The following is a 19,303-nucleotide window of genomic DNA, read 5'->3' on the forward strand; positions in this document are numbered from 1 at the left end:
GGGCGGCAGCGGCGGTGCGGTGACCGCTCAGGCGCCCTGACGGGCGGCGATGACGGCCAGGTTCTCCCGCGCGGAGACCGTGACCGGGTGGTCGGGGCCCGCCGCCTGGGACAGGCCCTCGACCACCTGCTCGAGCAGCTCCCGAGCCGCACCCCACTCCCCCGTCCCGGCCCGGACGGCAGCGAGGTCGCCCTGGGCCGTCAGGCTGTCGGGGTGGGTCGGCCCGAGGGTTCGGATCAGTCCGTCCACCACCTGCTCGAGCAACTGGCGGGCCGGGCACCACTCCCCCGATTCCGCCAGGACCAGCGCCAGGTTGGCCTCCGCCGTCCTGGTGTCCGGATGCTCTCTGCCCAGCACCTGCTGCCGGACGGACACCACGTGCTCGAGGAGCCGGCGGGCCCCGGCCCGCTCCCCCAGCACGGTGAGGGCCTCGGCGAGGCCGCCCTGCGCGGTCAGCGTCGCGGGGTGCTCCGGACCCGACACCCGCAGCCGGGCCGCCACCAGCCTCTCCAGGACGCGCCGGGCCTCGTCGAACTCGCCCGCTCCCATCAGGACGAACGCCAGGTTCCCGGAGGTCGTCAGCATGCTCGGGTGTTCCGGTCCCAGCGCCTGCTCCAGCGCCCGCTCCATGCGGCCCAGCACCCGCCGTGCCTGTCCGAGTCCCGTCAGGTCGGCCAGCGACAGCCCCGTGACCGCCCCGGTCTCGAGGAGTGGTTCGTCGGACACCGAGGCACGCAACCTGGCCGGCAGCACCCTTTCCAGGGGCAGCCTCGCCTCCGCCAGGTCGCCCAGAGCGGCCAGGTCGCCCAGCGCGGCCAGGTCGGCCGGGCCACCACCCGGCCCGGTCGACCCCGCCGGCCCCGGCTCGGGCAGCACCTGAGCCAGTCCCCCGATCACCCGCTGCAGCACCTCTCGCGCCTCGATCCACCTGCCCAGGTGCCACAGGCTGAGCGCGAGGTTGGCCTGCGCCGTGAGGGTTGCCGGGTGGGCGGGACCCAGCACCTCCGACCTCGTCGTGGCGACCTGGTCCAGCACCCGGCGCGCCCCGTCGAGGTCCCCCAGGGCGAAGAGGGTCCGCGCCAGGTCGACCTGCGCCGCCAGGGTGTCGGGGTGCTCCGACCCCAGCGCCCCCGCCAGGCCCGAGACCGCCCGGTCCAGCACGCGGCGAGCACCGCGGAAGTCCCCGCAGACGTGGAGGTACCGCGCCGCCCCTCGCAGGTGATCGTCGGTGTCGGGGAGCGTGGCGAGCAGGTGTGGGAGCAGCGCCGAGAAGGCCGGCCAGCCCGCCGGGTCCTCCGGATCGAGGGGGAGAGCTCGGTGGAGGAGGGTGCGCGCGGCGTGCTCCCACGCCGTTCGCTGCCGGTCCGGCATCTGGTCACGGACGACGGCCTGGACCAGGCGGTGGACCGACACCGTCCGCCCGTCCCGCGGCACCTCGGCGTCCGCCCCCGTCACGCTCCGGGATCCGGCCCCCGTCCGCACCAGGGAGTAGCGGTACAGCGTGGCCAGGGCCGTGTCCAGGGCCAGCTCGTCCTCGGTCAGCGGGCCGAGGACTGCGGCGGTCTCCGGTGCCAGTCCCGCTGCGTCGGTGCCGCCGGACAGCAGCAGGGCGAGAGGGACGTCGTCGGGGGCGTAGCAGGCCAGCAGCCGCAGCAGTCCGGCCGCTGTCGGGCTGAGGGCCTCCAGCGCGACGCTCCACGTCCGGGCGATGGGGTACTCGTAGCCGGCCGGGTCTCCCCGTCCCAGGAGATCCGGGCGGCGCCGGCGGTACGCCCTCAGGTAGGAGGCCAGCGTGGCGCCCGGGGAGGCCGAGATGTAGGCGCCGGCCTGTTCCAGGCCCAGTGGCAGGTGGCCGAGCTCCTCGGCCAGCTGTGCGGCGCTGGCCTCGTCGGGGTCGCCGGTCCGGCTGACGAGGAACGCGGCCGACGCCTGCGCGTCCAGGTCCGGCACCTCGAGCGTGCGGTACGGGTACCAGCTGGGGTTGCGGCTGGTGACCAGCACGTGCCCGGACCCGGCCGGCGGGAGGAACTCGCGGACGGCGTCCGGGCTCTCGGCGTTGTCGAGGACGATCAGCCACGGGTCGGTGCGCGCGGCCAGCACGGCCTGGGTCGCCGCGACCGCGTCCTGGCCCTCGGCGTCGACCTCGAGTTGGGCGGCCAGCAGTGTCCCCAGCTGGGTGGCGACCGTGACGGGCTCTGCCGTCGCCACCCACCACGCCAGCCCGTAGTCCTCCGTGATCCAGTGCCGGTGGGCGTACTCGAGCGCCAGGCTCGACTTGCCCACCCCGCCCAGGCCGTGCAGCACCAGCACGGCCGGGCCGACATCCTCGCCCGCGGTCAGGTGGAGCAGCTCACGCCGCACCCGGTCCAGGAGCTGCTCGCGCCCCGTCACCCGGTGGCGGGGCGGCAGGAAGACCGCGCGCCGCGCCACCGTCTCCCTGTTGACCTGGAAGACGTTGGTCTGCCGGTTGAAGTCGCCGGCCTGCAACCCCTGCGCCCGCTGGGCGTCCACCCGTGGCGCGCCGACGGCCTCCCCCGGCGTCACGTCCTCGGTCACCCGGCGCCGAAGGTGTTGATCTGCTCGTTGCGATCACCGACCTGCACGCCCTGCGCGTGGGCGGCGTCCACCCGGTACTTGCCGGCGGCGCTCCCCGCGGAGTCGGCGAGGGCCAGCACCCTCTCCGCCAGCTCCAGCACCTCGGCGTCGCGGTCGGCGCCGGTCTCGGTCACGTACCTGCGCAGCAACGGCTCGTACGCCTTCGGGTCCTTCTCGTGCTCGGCCAGCGCCTCCTCGGCGGCCGGCCTGCCGGCGAACCGCCGGCGGAGGACCTCCCGCAGCTTGGCGTACGCGTCCCGCACCGCGGAGCCGGCGACGTCCTGCACGCCCGCCCCGACCCCGGCCGCCAACGCCGCCAGCAGCAGACTCACGGGTTCCATCTCGGCCCCTTGTCGTCGGACTGTGACCAGTCTGCCACCGAGGGTGGGGGACTGACAGGGTCCTCGTGACGTCAGCGCCCGTGGTCGGCACCGGCCACCGGGACGCGGAGATCCGCGCCGACCAGCAGTCGCCGGATCCGCGACCAGGGGTCCGGCCGGACGGCCGGCCACCTGGGAGGAGGCCGGCGTGCTCAGACGGACGGGTCGCCCTCCGGCACCTCGGTCGCGACCACCTCGGCCACCTCCGCGTCCTCACCGGAGAGCCCCTCGGCCTGCTCGTGCTCGTCGTGGAACGCCAGCCAGCGCATCCCGAGGGCCTCGCGCTGGTCGTCGTCGACGGCCTCCTTGAACGGGGGGAAGAAGTCCGTCTCCTCCTCGGCCATGTGGTCGGCGTTGACCTGCCGGGCGGTCCGCACCGCCTCCCACCACGCCTCGCTGCCGACCTCGTGCTCCCCGACGGCGGCCACGGCGTGCCGGATCTCGTTGTGGTCGTGCACGCCCTCCGCCGTCTCCTCCTCGCCGTCCGCCTCCTGGGCGAGCAGCGGGTAGAACAGCTGTTCCTCGGCGACGGCGTGCACCTCCAGCCTGGCGTGCAGGGCCTCCCAGGCGGCGGCGAGCTCCTCGCCGGACAGGTCCTCGAGCGCCGAGAACTCCCGCCGGAAGACCTCGTGCTCGGCCAGGACGAGGGCGGTGATCTCGAAGTCGGACATGCCGGACGCCTACCCGCACCGAGCGGGAGGTAGGCGGACGGAGCAGTCCGGTGGTGCCGACCCCGCCGGTCACCGTCGGCCGGACCCACGCCATAGCCTCAGCTGCATGCGTGCCGTGCAGATCACCCGCTTCGGCGGCCCGGAGGTCCTCGACGTCGTCGACCTGCCCGACCCCGTCCCCGGCGACGGCCAGCAGCTGTACGAGGTCAGCTCGTCGGGCGTCAACTACGCCGACACCCACCAGACCGAGGACAGCTACCTGGCGCCGCAGCAGCTGCCGCTGGTCCCGGGCGCGGAGTTCGTCGGCCGCCCGGCCGGCGGCGGCGAGCGGGTGGTCGGCCTGGTCGAGGGCGGCGGCTACGCCGAGAAGGTGGTCGGCACCCCGCGGCTGACCTGGCCGGTGCCCGACACCGTCACCGACGAGCAGGCGCTCGCCCTCGTGCTGCAGGGCAGCACCGCCTGGCACCTGCTGCGCACCAGCGCGCACCTGGCCGCCGGCGAGTCGGTCGTGGTGGTCGCCGGCGCCGGCGGGGTCGGCTCGCTCGCCGTCCAGCTGGCCAAGCGGTGGGGCGCCGGCCGCGTGATCGCCACCGCGTCCAGCCCGGAGAAGCGGGCGCTGACCGAGGAGCTCGGCGCCGACGCCACCGTCGACCCCGCCCTGGCCGACGGCGACCCGAAGGCGTTCACCGCCGCGCTGCGCGAGGCCAACGGGGGCCGGCGGGTCGACGTCGTCCTGGAGATGACCGGCGGCAACGTGTTCGACGGCGCGTTCTCCGCGCTGGCGCCCTTCGGCCGCATCGTGTTCTACGGCATGGCCGGCCGGCGCCCGCCCAAGCCGGTGCAGCCGCCGTCGCTCATGGGCACCAGCCGCGCGGTCGTCGGCTTCTGGCTGGCGCACTGCTTCAGCCGCCCGGCGATGCTCGACGCCGCGATGGGCGAGATGCTGCCGCTGGTGGCCGACGGCGCCCTGAAGCCGGTCGGCGGCGGGCGCTACCCGCTGACCGCCGTCCGAGAGGCGCACCAGGACCTGCTCGCCCGCCGCACCACCGGCAAGCTCGTCCTCGACCCCACCCGCTGAGGCGCTCCCCCGCGGAGGGAGGGCGTGCCCTCCCTCCGCGGGTCCCGTCAGGCCTGGTGCGGGATCTTGTACGCCGCCATGGCACCGGCGTCGATCACCATCGTCGTCCCGGTGACGTAGCGGGACTCGTCGGAGGCCAGGTACAGGATCGCGTTGCTGACGTCGACCGCCTCGATCCAGGGGATCGGCAGGGCGTTGAGCGGCTTGAACGCCTCTACCGCCTCCTCGCGGCTGACCCCCTGGCGCCCGGTGAACAGCTCGTAGGTGGCCGGGTTCTGCACCATCGGGGTGTCCACGGTCGTGGGGTGCACCGAGTTGACCCGGATCATGTGCGGCGCCAGCTCGACGGCGAGCACCCGCATGAGACCGGTCACCCCGTGCTTGGCGGCGGTGTAGTGGGCCAGGTTGGGATAGGCCATCAGCCCGGCCGCGGAACTCGTGAGGACGATCGAGCCGCCCTGTCCGCGCTCGACCATCGACGGCGCCGCCGCCTTGACCGTCTTCCACACCCCGGTCAGGTTGACGTCGACGACGTCCTGCCACTGCTCCTCGGTGAGCTCGAGGGCGGGGGCCATGCTGCCGATCCCGGCGTTCGCGCAGACGACGTCGATGTGTCCGAACTGGGACAGCCCCTCGTCGACCACGCGCTGCAGCGCGCCGAGATCCCGGACGTCGGCCTGCTGGGCGACGATCCGCCGGTCGAGCGCCTCGACCGCCTTGACCGTCTCCCGCAGGTCGGCCTCGGTCGCACCCGGGAAGGGCACCGTGGCGATGTCCTGGCAGATGTCCACCGCGATGACGTCGGCGCCCTCCTCCGCCAGGCGGATGGCGTGGGCGCGGCCCTGCCCGCGCGCGGCACCGGTGATGAAGGCGACCTTCCCCTCGACCCGTCCCACGGGAACCCCCTCCGTCGCGGGGTGCACCCCGGTGGCGACCCCGGTGCCGGATGACTGTGATCCGGCTCGCAGGAGGGGTCAAGCCCCGGCCACGGGGTCAGCGCGCCTCGGGGTCGGCGCCGAGGACCGCCCGGCCGCCGTCGACGGGGAGGACGGCGCCGCTGACGAAGGCCGCGGCCGGGGACAGCAGGAACGCCACGACGTCGGCGACCTCGGCCGGCGTGCCGACCCGCCCCAGCGGGTGGAGGGTGGCGAGCTCCGCGTCGACCGCGGGGTGCGCGGCCCGGAACTCCTCGAGCCGGTCGGTGGCGACCGTGCCCAGCGCGACGGCGTTGGCCCGGATCCCGTCCGGCCGTGCGCCAGGAAGTGGCGGACGGCGACCGAGCAGCTGGTGAGCGCCAGGGCCAGGTTCGCGGTGACCAGGGCGAGCACCTCGGCGGCGGGGGCCGAGGCGAGCGAGGCGTCGCGGAAGACCGCGGCGTTGGCCACCCACCCGGTCAGCGGGCCGGCCGACTCCGCCAGGGCGGCCGCGCGGGCGGCGACCTCCGGGTCGCGCGCGTCGCCGCCGACCAGCCGTACCCGCTCGTGCGTCCCGCCCAGGTCGGTGGCGGTGTCCACCACGACCACCTCGCCGTCGGCGGCCAACCGCTCGGCGACGGCCCGCCCGACGCCCTGCGCTCCGCCGGTCACGACCGACGACGGCCGGGTCGCCACGTCAGAACAGGCGCTGCAGGCGCCAGGCCGCCAGGCCCAGCCCGCCGAAGAGCAGCAGCGTGGCGATGCGCACGAACCAGTGCGAGACGTCCTGCGGCTCGGTGGTGTACCCGATCTGGCTGCCGAGGTCGTCGTAGACGGCCTCGAGCTCGGCGCGGGTGCGGGCCTCGTTGTACTGGCCGCCGGTGTCCTCGGCGATCTGCCGCAGCGCGTCGCGGTCGATCGGCACCGGCGTCACCTCGCCGCCGATCTCGATCGAGCCGTAGTCGGTGCCGAACGCGATCGTCGAGACCGGCACCCCGGCGCCCTGCGCGGCGGCGATCGCCTGGGTGTTCTCCCGGCCCACGGTGTTGTAGCCGTCGGACAGCAGCAGGATCCGCGCCGGCGGCAGCTCCTCGTCCTCCCCCACGTCGAGGGTGGACTGGAAGGTGCTGATCGCGGTGAGCGAGGTGAAGATCGCCTCACCGATCGCCGTCGCCTCCGACAGCTCCAGGTTGGCGATGGCCCCGCGCACCTGGTCGCGGTCGGTCGTGGGCGTCACCAGGGTCGAGGCGGTGCCGGAGAACGACACCAGCCCGAGGTTGATCCGCTCCGGGAGGATGTCGACGAAGTCCGAGGCGGCGTCCTTCATCGCCTCGAACCGGCTGGGCTCGATGTCCTCGGCCTGCATCGACAGCGAGACGTCGAGCGCCAGGACGACGGTGGCGGTCTCCCGCGGCACCCGCACCTCGGTGCTCGGCTGCGCCAGGGACAGCACCAGGCCCAGCAGCGCGGCCAGGGTCAGGCCGAAGGCGACGTGCCGCACCCAGCCGGCCCGCTTGGGGAGCAGCCCGGCGGCCAGCCCGGTCTGGGAGAACCGGGCGGCGTACACCCGCCGGCGCAGCTGCTTGACCACGTACAGCGCGGCCAGCGCGACGGCGGGGACGAGTGCGAGCAGCCACAGCGGTGACTGGAAACTCACGAGCGGACCTCTCTGGGGTTCGGGGCGGTCACCGCGACGCCCCTCCGGAGCCGGCGCGCCGGCGGTCGGCGACGAACCGGACGACGTCCATCAGCCAGTCGCGGTCGGTGCGCAGCTGCAGGTGACCGGCGCCGGCCCGGCGCAGCGCGGCGGCGATCGCGCGCCGCTGCTCGGCCGCGCCCTCGGCGAACCGGGCGCGGAACCCCGGGTCGCCGGTGGGCACCTCCAGGGTCTGCCCGGACTCGGGGTCGCGCACCGTGAGCAGGCCGACGTCGGGCAGCTCGAGCTCGCGCGGGTCGACCACCTCGATGCCCAGCAGCTCGTGGCGGGCGCCGAGCCCGCGCAGCGGGCGCTCCCAGTCCAGGTCGCCGAGGAAGTCGGAGACCACGACCACCAGCCCGCGGCGGCGCGGCGGGCGGCGCAGCGTCTCCAGCGCCGCGGCGAGGTCGCCGCGGCGGCCGGTGGCGGCCCGCGGCGTGCCGACCACCCCGCGCAGCAGACGGTCGGCGGCCAGCCGGCCGGCCTGCGCCGGGTACCGGTCCACCCGCTCGCCGGTGGTGACGACGGCGCCGAGCCGGTTGCCGCCGCGCACGGTGAGGTGGCTGACCGCGGCGAGCCCGGCGATGGCGAGGTCGCGCTTGTCGCACAGCCCGGTGCCGAAGTCGAGGCTGGCCGACAGGTCGACCACGGCCCAGGTCTCCAGCTCGCGGTCGGCGATCGTCTCGCGGACGTGCGGCACCTGGGTGCGGGCGGTGACCGGCCAGTCCATCCGCCGGACGTCGTCGCCGGGGTGGTAGGTGCGCGAGTCGCCGGCCTCGCTGCCCGAGCCGGGGACCAGCCCGAGGTGGTCACCCTGCAGCAGCCCGTCGAGCCGCCGCCGGACGGTGAGCTCCAGCCGCTGCAGGAGCACGTCGGCCGGACCCTCGCCGAAGTGGGGAGGTGCGGCGTCGCCGTCGCCGGGGTCGATCCCCGAGCCGGGGGTGCCGCCACCCGACGGCGCGACGGCCACCGGTGCGGCGGCCGTCGGTGCGGCGGCCGTCGCCGCCCCCGCCGCGGCGGGCTCCTGAGCCCGCGCGCGGCCGCGACGCCGGATCACGCCTGCGGAGCGCCCGGGACGTGGCCGTTGCCGCCCGGCGCACCGGCGCCGGGCCGGCCGTTCTGCACCGGACCGTTCGGGGGCACCACCCCGCCGGGGCCGGCCGGGCCGGTCGGCACCGGGCCGCCGGGCACGGGACCGGCCGGGTACCCGGGCGGGCCGTAGGGCGCCACGCCCTGGGGCGGGCCGTACTGCGGCGCGCCGGGCGGCGGGACCGCCGGGCCGCCTGGCGCGGCCGGGCCGTAACCGGCGGCCCGCTGGCGCGGGGTGACCTGCGGCAGCGGCACCGTCTGCAGGATCCGCTTGACCACGTGGTCGGCCGGCACGCCGTCGGCGAGCGCGTCGTAGGAGAGCACCAGCCGGTGGCGCAGCACGTCGGCGGTGACGTCGAGGACGTCCTGCGGCAGCACGTAGTCGCGGCCGCGGACCAGGGCCAGCGCCCGGCCGGCGGCGATCAGCCCCAGCGAGGCGCGGGGGCTGGCGCCGTAGGACACCCACGAGGCGACGTCGTCCATGCCGTGCTCGCGCGGCTGCCGGGTGGCGACGACGAGCCGGACGACGTAGTCGACCAGCGCGTGGTGCACGAAGACCTGCGAGGCGGTGCGCTGCATGCGGCGCAGGTCCTCCGGGCCCAGGACGGTCTCGGCCTGCGGCGGCGTCGAGCCCATCCGGTAGATGATCTCGCGCTCCTCCTCCGGGCTCGGGTAGTCGACGAGCACCTTCATGAGGAAGCGGTCGCGCTGGGCCTCGGGCAGCGGGTAGACGCCCTCGGACTCGATCGGGTTCTGGGTGGCCAGCACGAGGAAGGGGTCGGGCAGCGGGTGGGTGACGCCGCCGATGGACACCTGCCGCTCCGCCATGACCTCCAGCAGCGCCGACTGCACCTTGGCCGGCGCGCGGTTGATCTCGTCGGTGAGGACGAAGTTGGCGAACACCGGGCCCAGCTCGGTGTCGAAGGCGTCCTGCCCGGCCTTGTAGATGCGGGTGCCGAGGATGTCGGCCGGCACCAGGTCGGGCGTGAACTGCAGCCGGGCGAACTTCCCCCCGACGACGGTGGCCAGCGTCTCGACGGCGAGGGTCTTGGCCACGCCCGGGACGCCCTCGAGGAGCACGTGCCCGCGGGCGAGGAGGGCGACCAGCATCCGCTCGACCAGGCGGTCCTGGCCCACGATGACCCGCTTGATCTCGAACAGCGCCCGTTCCAGCCGCGCGGCGTCCGCCGACGGCGGGACCGGGGCACCGGCCGCGGCGGTGGCGCCGGCGGGCTTGTCGAGAGGGGTGCTGGCGGTGGTCACGAGGCTCCTCGGGTGCCGGTTCGCGGCCTCCGGATCCGGAGCGGGGCTCCCCGGGAGGCCGGTGACGGGGCCTGCCGCCCGTCCCGCGGCCAGTGTCCCACCCCGGCCTGGGGATCCGTCCGGCGTGCGCGGCGCCGCGCCGCGCCGGGTGTCGGGCGGGACACGCCGGGGAAGGACACCGACGCGCCGTCGGAGCACGTCCGTCCCCCTGCACCTCGCGCCCGTCGGCTGCTAGCGTGTGCGCTGCGTCGGGCAGCTCCCCCCGTGGCTGCCCGACGCCCTACTGTCCCGACCGGTGCGGCTCAGGCCGACGGCCGGACCGCCCCGAAGTAGCTGCTGCCGAACCACATCGGCGCCACCTTGACGACGTCGCCGCTCTGCGGGGCGTGCACCACCTTGCCGTCGCCGATGTAGAGCGCCACGTGGTAGATCGACAGGTACGAGCTGCCCGAGCCCCAGAAGACCAGGTCACCGGGGCGCAGGTCGCCCCGCGCGACGGTCTTGCCGCGGTTGTTCCACCACTGGTCGCGGCTGGTGCCGCCGATCTGGATGCCGGCGCGGGCGTAGGCGTACTGGGTCAGCCCCGAGCAGTCGAAGCCCCAGATGCGGGTGTCCGGCGGGATGCCGTAGCTCGGGCCGTTGCTGCCGCCGCCGCCCCAGCTGTAGGGCAGGCCGCGCTGGGACAGCGCCGCGTCGATGGCCCGCTGCGCCGCCGAGGCCGACGGCGCACCGGCGGAGGTCGACGCCGGCGGCGCCGGGGTGCCCGCCGACGAGCCGGAGGAACCCGACGAGCCCGACGACCCCGAGGGCGTGCTCGGCGCGGACGGCGCCGGAGCGGACGGTGCGGACGGGGCGGGCGCGGGCGCGCTGCTCGACGGGGCGGCCTGCGGGGCGGGCGCGGCCGGGGGCGCCGGCGCCGGGCGCGACGCCGCCGCCCGGGCGGCCTCGGCAGCCGCGGCCGCGGCGGCCTCGGCGGCGTCCTGCTCCTGCTGGAGCTCGGTGACCTCCTGGCCGGCGGCCGCGGCCTGGGCGGCGAGCTCGTCGCGCTGCCCGGTGAGGGCAGCGGTCTGCTCGCGGGCGGCCAGCTCCTGGGCCTGCGCGCCCTCGAGGGCCGCGGCGGCCTGGGCCTGCAGCCCCTCGGCCCGCGCCGAGGCCGACTGCGCGTCCTGCTGGGCGACGACGGCCTGCTCCTGCAGGGCGACGAGCTCGCCGACGACGTCGACGCGGTGGGTGCCGGCCGCCTCGAGCAGCGCGGCGCGCTCGATCAGCTGCGCGGGGCCGCCGGCCGACAGCAGCGCCGCGGTGCCGGGCGCGGTGCTGCCCTGGATGTAGGTGTCGCGGGCGTAGTCGGCCACCTGGGCCCGGCCGGTGGCGACCTCGGCGTCGGCCTGCGCGGCGGCGGCCGTGGCGGCCTCGGCGGCGTCGCGGGCGGCCTCGTAGGCGGCCTGTGTCTCCTCGTAGTCCTGCAGCGCGATCTGCGCGTCCTGGTGCGCGGTCGCCGCGGCCGCCTCGGCCTCGGCCAGCTGCGCGCTGAGCACGCCGACCTGCGCGGCGGCGGCGTCGCGGGCGGCCTCGGCGGCGGCGATCTCCTCGTCGGTGGGCGCGGCGGTGGCCGTGCCGGGGGTGAGGCCGGCGACGGTGAGCCCGGCCAGCGCCGTCCCCACCACCCGCAGCGCCCAGCGGTGATGTCGCGTGCGCGTTCCCGTTCCCACGTGCCGACCCCTCCCGGTGCGCCGGCGTCGCACACCGGGCGCTGGTCTCCGGGCGCCCGTCCGGGCGCCACCCGGACCGGGGATCGACCGGTCCGGGTGACCTCCGGAGGGGTCGGCGGGCCGATCTCCCCCTCAGGGGGGAGGAAGGCCGTCCCTCCCTAGCTCACCTGCCGCCCGCCGGCCTGCCAGAAGGGCTCGCGCAGCTTGAACTTCTGGATCTTGCCGGTGGCGGTGCGGGCCAGCGCATCGCGGAACTCGACCCGCTTGGGCGTCTTGTACCCGGCCAGCCGCGACCGGCAGTGGGCGATGATCTCCTCGGCGGTGGCGCTCTGGCCCTCACCGAGCACGACGATCGCGGTCACCAGCTCGCCCCACTTCTCGTCGGGGATGCCGATGACGGCGACCTCGGCCACGGCCGGGTGGCTGAAGACGGCGTCCTCGACCTCGATGGAGGAGACGTTCTCGCCGCCGGTGATGATCACGTCCTTCTTGCGGTCGGAGATGGTCAGGTAGCCGCCGTCGTCGATGCTGCCGCCGTCGCCGGTGTGGAACCAGCCGCCCTCCAGCGCCTCGGCCGAGGCGTCGGGGTTGTCCCAGTAGCCGGCCAGGACGGTGTTGCCCCGGGCGAGCACCTCGCCGGAGTCGCTGACCGCCAGCCGGGTGCCCAGCGCCGGGACGCCGGCGCGCGAGAGCCGCTGCGCGCGCTCCTCGCGCGGGAGCTCGTCGTACTCCGCGCGGGGCCGGTTGATGGTCAGCAGCGGCGCGGTCTCGGTGAGGCCGTAGATCTGGTTGAACTCCCAGCCGAGCTCGGCCTCCACGCGGGCGATGGTCTTCGACGGCGGCGGGGCGCCGGCGACGACGATCCGCACCCGGTCCCGGCCGGGGATCTCCCCGTCCCAGGTGGCGGCGGCCTCGAGGACGGCGTTCCAGACGGCGGGGGCGCCGGCCATCATCGTGACGCCGTGCCGCTCGACGCGGCGCAGGATCTCCGCGCCGTCGACCTTGCGCAGCACCACCTGGCGGGCGCCGACGCCGGCCATCGTGTAGGGCAGCCCCCAGCCGTTGCAGTGGAACATCGGCAGCGTGTGCAGGTAGACGTCGCGGTCGCTGACCTGCATGTGCATGCCGAAGGTGACCGCGTTGACCCAGATGTTGCGGTGGGTCATCTGCACGCCCTTGGGCCGCGCCGTCGTGCCGCTGGTGTAGTTGATCGTGGCGGTGGCGTCCTCGTCGGGTTCTCCCCACGGCCGCGGCTCGGCGTCGAAGGCCAGCAGCTGCTCGTACTCCTCGCCGGTGCCGAACCGGTGCTCGGCCTGCACGGCCTTGAGCGAGGTCTCCAGCTCCGGGTCGACCAGCAGCACGCGCGCGCCGCTGTGCCCGACGATGTAGGAGACCTCCTCGGGGTTGAGCCGGAAGTTGACCGGCACCGCCACCCGGCCCGACGACGGGACCGCCAGCAGCACCTCCAGCAGCCGGGCGGCGTTGTGGCTGACGATCGCCACCCGCTCGCCCTCCCCCACCCCGAGGGCGTCGAGGCCGGCCTGCAGCGCGCGGCCGCGGCGGGCGAACTCGCGCCAGGTGGTCTCGCCCACCGACGGCGCGGGCTGGTCCGGCTCGTCGACGACGCCGATCCGGTCGCCGTAGACGAGCTCGGCGCGGTCGAGGAAGTCGCGGGTGGTCAGGGGCACGCGCATGCCGGGCTCCCGGTGGCCAGGGCCGACCGGGGAGGCCGGTCGACCGCTCGACGTGGTCCCCGTCACGCTAGCCGCCTCCGCGACGATCAGGTGACCTGATCGCGCAGCGTCCTCCCGCACGGGAGGACGGCGTCAACCGCTCGTCGCGAGGACGGCCCACGCCACCGCGGCCGTCCCCGCCGTGGCCGCGAGTGCGCGCACGGTGTCGACGCGGCAGAGCCGGCGGTGCGCGACGGGATCCCACCCGCCGCCCAGCTGCCGGTGCAGCGGGACGGCCAGCAGCGCGGTCACGGCGAGGACGACGGCGAGGCAGGCACCGCCGGCGAGCACCGGCAGCAGCGGCGTCCCGGCCGGCCGCGCGGCCAGCAACCACAGCGTGGTGACGCCCTGCCCGGCGAACAGCGGCCCCACCACCCGGCTCACCCGCCGCTGGTGCGCCCGCTCGTAGGCGGGGAACGCGTCGGGCGGCACCTGCGCGAACTGCGGGTAGACCAGCGCGCGCACGGTCCACTGGAACCCGGCGTAGGCCGCGGTCAGCGCCAGGTGGACGACGAGCAGCGTCACCGCTTCAGCGGCTTGCCGCGCCAGGTGAGGCTCTGCGCGTCGAGCTCGCGCAGCAGCGGGTCGCCCTCGGCGAGCACCCGCTCGGCCAGGGCGACGGCGGCGGCGAGATGCTCGTCGGACAGCTGCGCGAACGCCGGGGAGCGCCGGCGGTCGAGCACGTCGTACCAGCGGCCACCGACGGCGTGGTCGAGGACGATCCGCCCGAAGCAGTGGTCGTTCGTCACCACCCAGCGGCCCGCGCGGGCCCGCCGCGGCAGCTCGTGCAGCACCAGCTCGCGGTAGCGGGCCTCCAGGTCGGCGCGGGTCACGCCGTCGTCCCCAGCAGCCGGGGCAGCGCCGTCGAGATGGGCTCGCGGACGACGAGGTCGGCCAGCCCGTCGTAGGGCGTGGGCTCGGCGTTGACGACGACCACGCGGGCCCCGTGCGCCGCGGCGACCTCGACCAGACCGGCGACCGGGTGGACGACCAGCGAGGTGCCGACGGCGAGGAACACGTCGCAGTCGGCGGCCGCCTGCGCCGCGGCGTCGAGGACCCGCTCGTCGAGGGCCTGCCCGAAGCTGACCGTCGCGGACTTGAGGATGCCGCCGCAGACGAGGCAGGCGGGGTCGTCCTCGCCGGCGTCGAGGCGGGCCAGTGCGCTGTCCATCGAGGTGCGGTCGCCGCAGGACAGGCACTCGACGGCGTGCACCGTGCCGTGCAGCTCGAGCACCCGCTCCGGCGCCGAGCCCGCCGCCTGGTGCAGCCCGTCGACGTTCTGGGTCAGCAGTGCCCGCAGCCGGCCCTGCGCCTCGAGCCCGGCCAGCGCACGGTGCCCGGCGTTCGGGGCGACGTCGCCGGCGCGCATCCCCGCCCGCATGCGCCAGGCCTTCCGCCGGATCTGCGGGTCGGTGACGTAGTAGGACAGCGTCACGAGCTTCTCGGCGTCGGGGTCGCGGGTCCACACGCCGTTCGGGCCGCGGTAGTCGGGGATGCCGCTGTCGGTGGAGATGCCGGCGCCGGTCAGCACGGTGATCCGGTGGGCGCCGGCGAGCCAGTCCGGGAGCGGGTCGGGCACGGCGCCGGTCACGCCGTCCACCGTAGGTCCGCCCCCTGGCGTGCACTTCCGCGGAAGTGCCCGGCCATTCCGTGCACTTCCGCGGAAGTGCACGGTCCGGGCGGCCCTGAGACGCAGGTCACCCGGGCAGGGAAGGGTCGCCTGGCCAGCGGTTCACCGGCCCGGGCTGGGATGATGGCGGGTGGCATTCAAGCCCGATGGACTTCTCGAGGGTGAGGCGCAAGCAGTGGCAGCCAGCAAGGACAGCTTCGGCGCCCGGTCGACGCTCAGCGTCGCCGGCACCGACTACGACATCTACCGGCTCGACGCGGTCGAGGGCGCAGACCGGCTCCCCTACAGCCTGAAGGTCCTGCTCGAGAACCTGCTGCGCACCGAGGACGGCGCCGACGTCACCGCCGACCACGTCCGGGCGCTGGCGAACTGGGACCCCACGGCCGAACCCGACCAGGAGATCCAGTTCACCCCGGCCCGCGTGGTCATGCAGGACTTCACCGGCGTCCCCTGCATCGTCGACCTGGCCACCATGCGCGAGGCCATGGCCGACCTCGGCGGCGACCCGAACCGGATCAACCCGCTCGCCCCGGCCGAGCTGGTCATCGACCACTCCGTCATCGCCGACGTCTTCGGCACCCCGGAGAGCTTCGAGCGCAACGTCGAGATCGAGTACGAGCGCAACGGCGAGCGCTACCAGTTCCTGCGCTGGGGCCAGGGCGCGTTCGACGACTTCAAGGTCGTCCCGCCCGGCACCGGCATCGTGCACCAGGTCAACATCGAGCACCTGGCCCGCGTGGTCTTCCCGCGCCAGGACGGCGACCGCGTCGTCGCCTACCCCGACACCTGTGTGGGCACCGACAGCCACACCACGATGGTCAACGGCCTCGGCGTGCTGGGCTGGGGCGTCGGCGGCATCGAGGCCGAGGCCGCGATGCTCGGCCAGCCGGTGTCGATGCTCATCCCGCGGGTGGTGGGCTTCAAGCTCACCGGCCAGCTGCCCGACGGCGCCACGGCCACCGACCTGGTCCTCACCATCACCGAGATGCTGCGCCAGCACGGCGTGGTCGGGAAGTTCGTCGAGTTCTACGGCGCCGGCGTCTCCGCCGTCCCGCTGGCCAACCGCGCCACGATCGGCAACATGAGCCCGGAGTTCGGCTCCACCGCGGCGATGTTCCCCATCGACGAGGAGACCATCGGCTACCTGCGGCTGACCGGCCGCTCCGAGGAGCAGGTCGCGCTGGTCGAGGCCTACGCCAAGGAGCAGGGCCTCTGGCACGACCCCTCCCGCGAGCCGGCCTTCTCCGAGTACCTCGAGCTCGACCTGGCCACGGTCGTCCCGTCGATCGCCGGCCCCAAGCGCCCGCAGGACCGGGTGGCCATCACCGACGCCAAGCACGCCTTCCGCGCCGCGCTGGCCGACTACGTCTCCGACGACGAGACCGGCGGCGACGACCGCAAGCCCGGCGTCCCGCAGAACACGCAGCCCTACGGCGTCGAGTCCGCCGTCGACGAGGCCTCCGCCGAGTCCTTCCCCGCCTCCGACCCGGCCACCGCCGCGCCGGGCAGCGAGGGCGGGAACGGCAGCGCCGGGCAGCCGCACCACTACGAGGACGACCCGGTCTCCGGGCGACCGTCGAAGCCCACCCGCGTGGTGATGGAGGACGGCACCGAGACCACCGTGGACCACGGCCACGTGGTCATCGCGGCGATCACCTCGTGCACCAACACGTCCAACCCGCAGGTCATGATCGGCGCGGCGCTGCTGGCGAAGAACGCCGTCGAGCGCGGCCTGGCCACCAAGCCGTGGGTGAAGACGACGCTGGCCCCCGGGTCGAAGGTCGTCATGGACTACTACGAGAAGGCGCAGCTCACCCCCTACCTGGAGAAGCTCGGCTTCTACCTGGTCGGCTACGGCTGCACCACCTGCATCGGCAACTCCGGCCCGCTGCCCGAGCCGGTCAGCCAGGCGGTCAACGAGGCCGACCTCGCCGTCGTCTCGGTGCTGTCGGGCAACCGCAACTTCGAGGGCCGGATCAACCCCGACGTCAAGATGAACTACCTGGCCAGCCCGCCGCTGGTCATCGCCTACGCGCTGGCCGGGTCGATGGACGTCGACCTCAACGAGGACCCGCTGGGGCAGGACGCCGACGGCAACGACGTCTTCCTGCGCGACATCTGGCCCTCGCCGCAGGAGGTGCAGCGGGTCATCGACGAGGCGGTCTCCGCCGAGCAGTTCGGCCGCAGCTACGAGGACGTCTTCGCCGGCACGCAGCAGTGGCAGGACCTGCCCACGCCCACCGGCGACACCTTCGCCTGGGACCCGGAGAGCACCTACGTCCGCAAGCCCCCGTACTTCGAGGGCATGCCGGCGCAGCCGGCGCCGGTCCAGGACATCACCGGCGCCCGCACGCTGGCGGTGCTCGGCGACTCGGTGACCACCGACCACATCTCCCCGGCCGGCTCCATCAAGGCCGACAGCCCCGCCGGGCAGTACCTGCGCGAGCACGGCGTGGAGCGGCGCGACTTCAACTCCTACGGCTCCCGCCGCGGGAACCACGAGGTCATGATCCGCGGCACGTTCGCCAACATCCGGCTGCGCAACCAGCTGGTGCCGGGCACAGAGGGCGGCGTCACCAAGAACCACCTGACCGGTGAGACGACGACGATCTACGACGCCTCGCGGGCCTACCAGGAACAGGGCATCCCCCTGGTCGTGCTGGCCGGCAAGGAGTACGGCTCGGGCTCGTCACGCGACTGGGCGGCCAAGGGGACGGCGCTGCTGGGCGTCAAGGCGGTCATCGCCGAGAGCTACGAGCGGATCCACCGCTCCAACCTCATCGGCATGGGCGTGCTGCCGCTGCAGTTCCCCGAGGGCCAGAACCGCGAGTCGCTGGGCCTGACCGGCGACGAGGAGTTCACCATCACCGGGATCACCGAGCTCAACGAGGGCCGCACCCCGCGCACGGTGAAGGTTGAGGCCGGGGACGTCGAGTTCGACGCCCGCGTCCGCATCGACACCCCCGGTGAGGCGAACTACTACCGCAACGGCGGGATCATGCAGTACGTCCTCCGCTCGCTCCGGCAGGGCTGACCCGGTGGACCTGGGCCTGGGCGGTCGCGGGTACCTGCTCACCGGCGCGAGCCGGGGGCTGGGCCTGGCGACCGCCCGGGCCCTCGTCGCCGACGGGGCCCGCGTCCTCGTCAGCTCCCGCTCCGCGTCCTCGGTGGAGGCGGCCGTGGCGTCGCTGGGCGAGGGTGCCTCGGGCGTCGCCGCCGACCTCGCCGACCCGGACGCGGCCTCGCTGCTGGTGAGCACCGCGCTGGAGCGGCTCGGCCGGGTCGACGGCGTGCTGGTCAGCGTCGGCGGCCCGGCCCCGGGCACCGTGCTGGAGACGCCGGAGGACGCCTGGCGCGACGCCGTCGACAGCGTGCTGCTCGGCCCGCTGCGGCTGGTGCGCGCGCTGGTGCCGCACCTGTCCGAGGGCGCAGCGATCGGCTTCGTGCTCTCGACGTCGGCGCGCCAGCCGATCGGGCACCTGGCCATCTCCAACGGGCTGCGGCCGGGTCTGGCCATGACCGCGAAGGCGCTGGCCGACGAGCTGGGCCCGCGCGGGATCCGGGTGGTCGGCCTGCTGCCCGGCACGATCGCCACCGACCGGATCACCGACCTCGAGGCCGCCTCCGGCGACCCCGCGCGGATGCGGGCGCGCACCGAGGCCGGCATCCCGCTGCGCCGCGTCGGCGAGCCCGACGAGTTCGGCCGGGTCGCCGCCTTCCTGCTCTCCCCCGCCGCCTCCTACGTCACCGGCACGATGGTCGCCGTCGACGGCGGCATCCTGCGCAGCCCGTGACCCCACCGGTGCTCGTCGCGTGTGCCCACGGCACGCGCAACCCCGCCGGACGGCGGCTGGTGGCCGAGCTGGCGCTGGCCGCCCGCCGGCTGCGGCCGGGCCTGGTGACGACGGCGGCGTTCGTCGACGTGCAGCCGCCCACGGTCGCCGACGTCGTCGCGGGACTCGCCGCCGACGGGCAGCCGGCGGTCGTCGTGCCGCTGCTGCTGTCCGGCGGCTACCACGTGCACGTCGACATCGCCGGGGCCGTCGCCGCACACGACGCCGCCGTCGCCGCGCGGCCGCTGGGGCCCGACCCCCGGCTGGCCGCGGTGCTCTGCGATCGGCTGGTCGAGGCCGGCGCCGACCCGCGCGACCCGCTCACGGCGGTCGTGCTGGCCGCCGCCGGGTCGAGCGACCCCCGGTCGGTGGCCGACGTCGAGGACACCGCCGACCTGCTGCAGCGCTCGTGGGCCGGCCCGGTCACCACCGGCTACGGCTCGGCCGCGCAGCCGCCGGTGGCCGACGCCGTGGCCGCGGCCCGGAAGGGCGGCGCCGAGCGGGTCGTCGTCGCCTCCTACCTGCTGGCGCCCGGCCACTTCCACGGGAAGCTGGCGGAGGCCGGCGCCGACGTCGTCACCGCTCCGCTGCTGCCCGACGAGCGCATCGCCGCCGTCCTGCTCGACCGCTACGACGCCGCCCTGGGGAGCCATTAGCGCGACAAAGGCACCTCGGCGGCCCGCCGACAGCCGGCAGCGCGACGGAGGCA

At 75.3% G+C, this 19,303-nt stretch carries 17 protein-coding genes and 1 pseudogene; 4 read left to right on the forward strand and 14 right to left on the reverse strand.

Annotation, left to right across the window (positions count from 1 at the left end):
- Nucleotides 1-27: 27 nt before the first annotated feature.
- From fxsT to CHC04_RS19540, 3 genes are all read right to left on the reverse strand, one after another.
- Nucleotides 28-2,556, reverse strand: a complete 2,529-nt coding sequence (gene fxsT, locus CHC04_RS19530) for an FxSxx-COOH system tetratricopeptide repeat protein (RefSeq protein WP_089405622.1) — start codon at nt 2,554-2,556, stop codon at nt 28-30.
- Nucleotides 2,553-2,936: a hypothetical protein gene (locus tag CHC04_RS19535; protein WP_089405623.1), complete on the reverse strand. Its 384-nt coding sequence runs from the start codon at nt 2,934-2,936 to the stop codon at nt 2,553-2,555. Before CHC04_RS19535 ends, fxsT begins: the two co-directional genes overlap by 4 nt.
- A 191-nt stretch (nt 2,937-3,127) precedes the next feature.
- Nucleotides 3,128-3,646 carry a hemerythrin domain-containing protein gene (locus tag CHC04_RS19540; RefSeq protein WP_089405624.1) on the reverse strand — a complete coding sequence of 173 codons (519 nt, stop codon included), beginning with the start codon at nt 3,644-3,646 and terminating at the stop codon, nt 3,128-3,130.
- A 106-nt stretch (nt 3,647-3,752) separates the two neighbouring features.
- Between CHC04_RS19540 and CHC04_RS19545 the strand changes: the two genes are divergently transcribed.
- A complete protein-coding gene (locus CHC04_RS19545; protein ID WP_089405625.1) occupies nt 3,753-4,724 on the forward strand; it encodes a quinone oxidoreductase family protein in 972 nt (323 codons plus the stop codon).
- A gap of 47 nt (nt 4,725-4,771) precedes the next feature.
- On the opposite strand, the gene CHC04_RS19550 is transcribed toward CHC04_RS19545, so the two are convergent.
- The 11 genes and pseudogenes from CHC04_RS19550 to CHC04_RS19595 all read right to left on the reverse strand — a co-directional run bounded on the left by CHC04_RS19550 (nt 4,772) and on the right by CHC04_RS19595 (nt 14,722).
- Nucleotides 4,772-5,620 carry a mycofactocin-coupled SDR family oxidoreductase gene (locus tag CHC04_RS19550; RefSeq protein ID WP_089405626.1) on the reverse strand — a complete coding sequence of 283 codons (849 nt, stop codon included), beginning with the start codon at nt 5,618-5,620 and terminating at the stop codon, nt 4,772-4,774.
- A gap of 97 nt (nt 5,621-5,717) precedes the next feature.
- Complete coding sequence (locus tag CHC04_RS25080) at nt 5,718-6,008, reverse strand: SDR family oxidoreductase (RefSeq protein WP_425432461.1); 291 nt, start codon at nt 6,006-6,008, stop codon at nt 5,718-5,720.
- Nucleotides 5,981-6,334: pseudogene (locus tag CHC04_RS25615) on the reverse strand (SDR family NAD(P)-dependent oxidoreductase); the annotation flags it as partial. The pseudogene CHC04_RS25615 and the gene CHC04_RS25080, both read right to left, overlap by 28 nt.
- Nucleotide 6,335: 1 nt before the next feature.
- Nucleotides 6,336-7,295 (reverse strand): VWA domain-containing protein, encoded by a 960-nt coding sequence (locus CHC04_RS19560; protein ID WP_089405627.1) that lies wholly within the window; start codon nt 7,293-7,295, stop codon nt 6,336-6,338.
- Between the two features lie 28 nt (nt 7,296-7,323).
- Nucleotides 7,324-8,391, reverse strand: coding sequence for a DUF58 domain-containing protein (locus CHC04_RS19565; protein WP_245817515.1), 1,068 nt, complete (start codon nt 8,389-8,391; stop codon nt 7,324-7,326).
- On the reverse strand, nt 8,388-9,686 hold the full coding sequence (locus CHC04_RS19570; RefSeq protein WP_245817517.1) for an AAA family ATPase: 1,299 nt from the start codon (nt 9,684-9,686) through the stop codon (nt 8,388-8,390). Before CHC04_RS19570 ends, CHC04_RS19565 begins: the two co-directional genes overlap by 4 nt.
- A 302-nt stretch (nt 9,687-9,988) precedes the next feature.
- On the reverse strand, nt 9,989-11,398 hold the full coding sequence (locus CHC04_RS19575) for a C40 family peptidase (RefSeq protein WP_089405628.1): 1,410 nt from the start codon (nt 11,396-11,398) through the stop codon (nt 9,989-9,991).
- Nucleotides 11,399-11,556: 158 nt separating this feature from the next.
- On the reverse strand, nt 11,557-13,092 hold the full coding sequence (locus CHC04_RS19580) for an AMP-binding protein (RefSeq protein WP_089405629.1): 1,536 nt from the start codon (nt 13,090-13,092) through the stop codon (nt 11,557-11,559).
- 132 nt (nt 13,093-13,224) lie between these two features.
- Nucleotides 13,225-13,656, reverse strand: coding sequence for a DUF1772 domain-containing protein (locus CHC04_RS19585; RefSeq protein WP_089405630.1), 432 nt, complete (start codon nt 13,654-13,656; stop codon nt 13,225-13,227).
- Nucleotides 13,653-13,964, reverse strand: a complete 312-nt coding sequence (locus CHC04_RS19590; RefSeq protein ID WP_089405631.1) for a hypothetical protein — start codon at nt 13,962-13,964, stop codon at nt 13,653-13,655. Before CHC04_RS19590 ends, CHC04_RS19585 begins: the two co-directional genes overlap by 4 nt.
- A complete protein-coding gene (locus CHC04_RS19595; RefSeq protein WP_089405742.1) occupies nt 13,961-14,722 on the reverse strand; it encodes an SIR2 family NAD-dependent protein deacylase in 762 nt (253 codons plus the stop codon). The genes CHC04_RS19590 and CHC04_RS19595 overlap by 4 nt, the downstream gene beginning before the upstream one ends.
- Before the next feature lie 214 nt (nt 14,723-14,936).
- Here CHC04_RS19595 and CHC04_RS19600 point away from each other — a divergent pair, with 214 nt between their 5' ends.
- The 3 genes from CHC04_RS19600 to CHC04_RS19610 are packed head-to-tail and all read left to right on the forward strand — an operon-like array spanning nt 14,937 to nt 19,250.
- Nucleotides 14,937-17,795, forward strand: coding sequence for an aconitate hydratase (locus CHC04_RS19600; protein ID WP_089405632.1), 2,859 nt, complete (start codon nt 14,937-14,939; stop codon nt 17,793-17,795).
- Nucleotides 17,796-17,799: 4 nt separating this feature from the next.
- Complete coding sequence (locus CHC04_RS19605; RefSeq protein WP_089405633.1) at nt 17,800-18,555, forward strand: SDR family oxidoreductase; 756 nt, start codon at nt 17,800-17,802, stop codon at nt 18,553-18,555.
- A complete protein-coding gene (locus CHC04_RS19610) occupies nt 18,552-19,250 on the forward strand; it encodes a sirohydrochlorin chelatase (protein WP_089405634.1) in 699 nt (232 codons plus the stop codon). The genes CHC04_RS19605 and CHC04_RS19610 overlap by 4 nt, the downstream gene beginning before the upstream one ends.
- The last annotated feature ends 53 nt before the right edge of the window (nt 19,251-19,303 follow it).

The organism is Geodermatophilus saharensis, from assembly GCF_900188205.1.
Classification (GTDB): Bacteria; Actinomycetota; Actinomycetes; order Mycobacteriales; family Geodermatophilaceae; genus Geodermatophilus; species Geodermatophilus saharensis.

What these genes read in the sequence shown, in the direction of transcription:
- CHC04_RS19535 (WP_089405623.1), bottom strand. Translation starts at nt 2,936, where the DNA reads ATGGAACCCGTGAGTCTGCTGCTGGCGGCGTTGGCGGCCGGGGTCGGG.
- CHC04_RS19540 (WP_089405624.1), bottom strand. Translation starts at nt 3,646, where the DNA reads ATGTCCGACTTCGAGATCACCGCCCTCGTCCTGGCCGAGCACGAGGTC.
- CHC04_RS19545 (WP_089405625.1), top strand. Translation starts at nt 3,753, where the DNA reads ATGCGTGCCGTGCAGATCACCCGCTTCGGCGGCCCGGAGGTCCTCGAC.
- CHC04_RS19580 (WP_089405629.1), bottom strand. Translation starts at nt 13,092, where the DNA reads ATGCGCGTGCCCCTGACCACCCGCGACTTCCTCGACCGCGCCGAGCTC.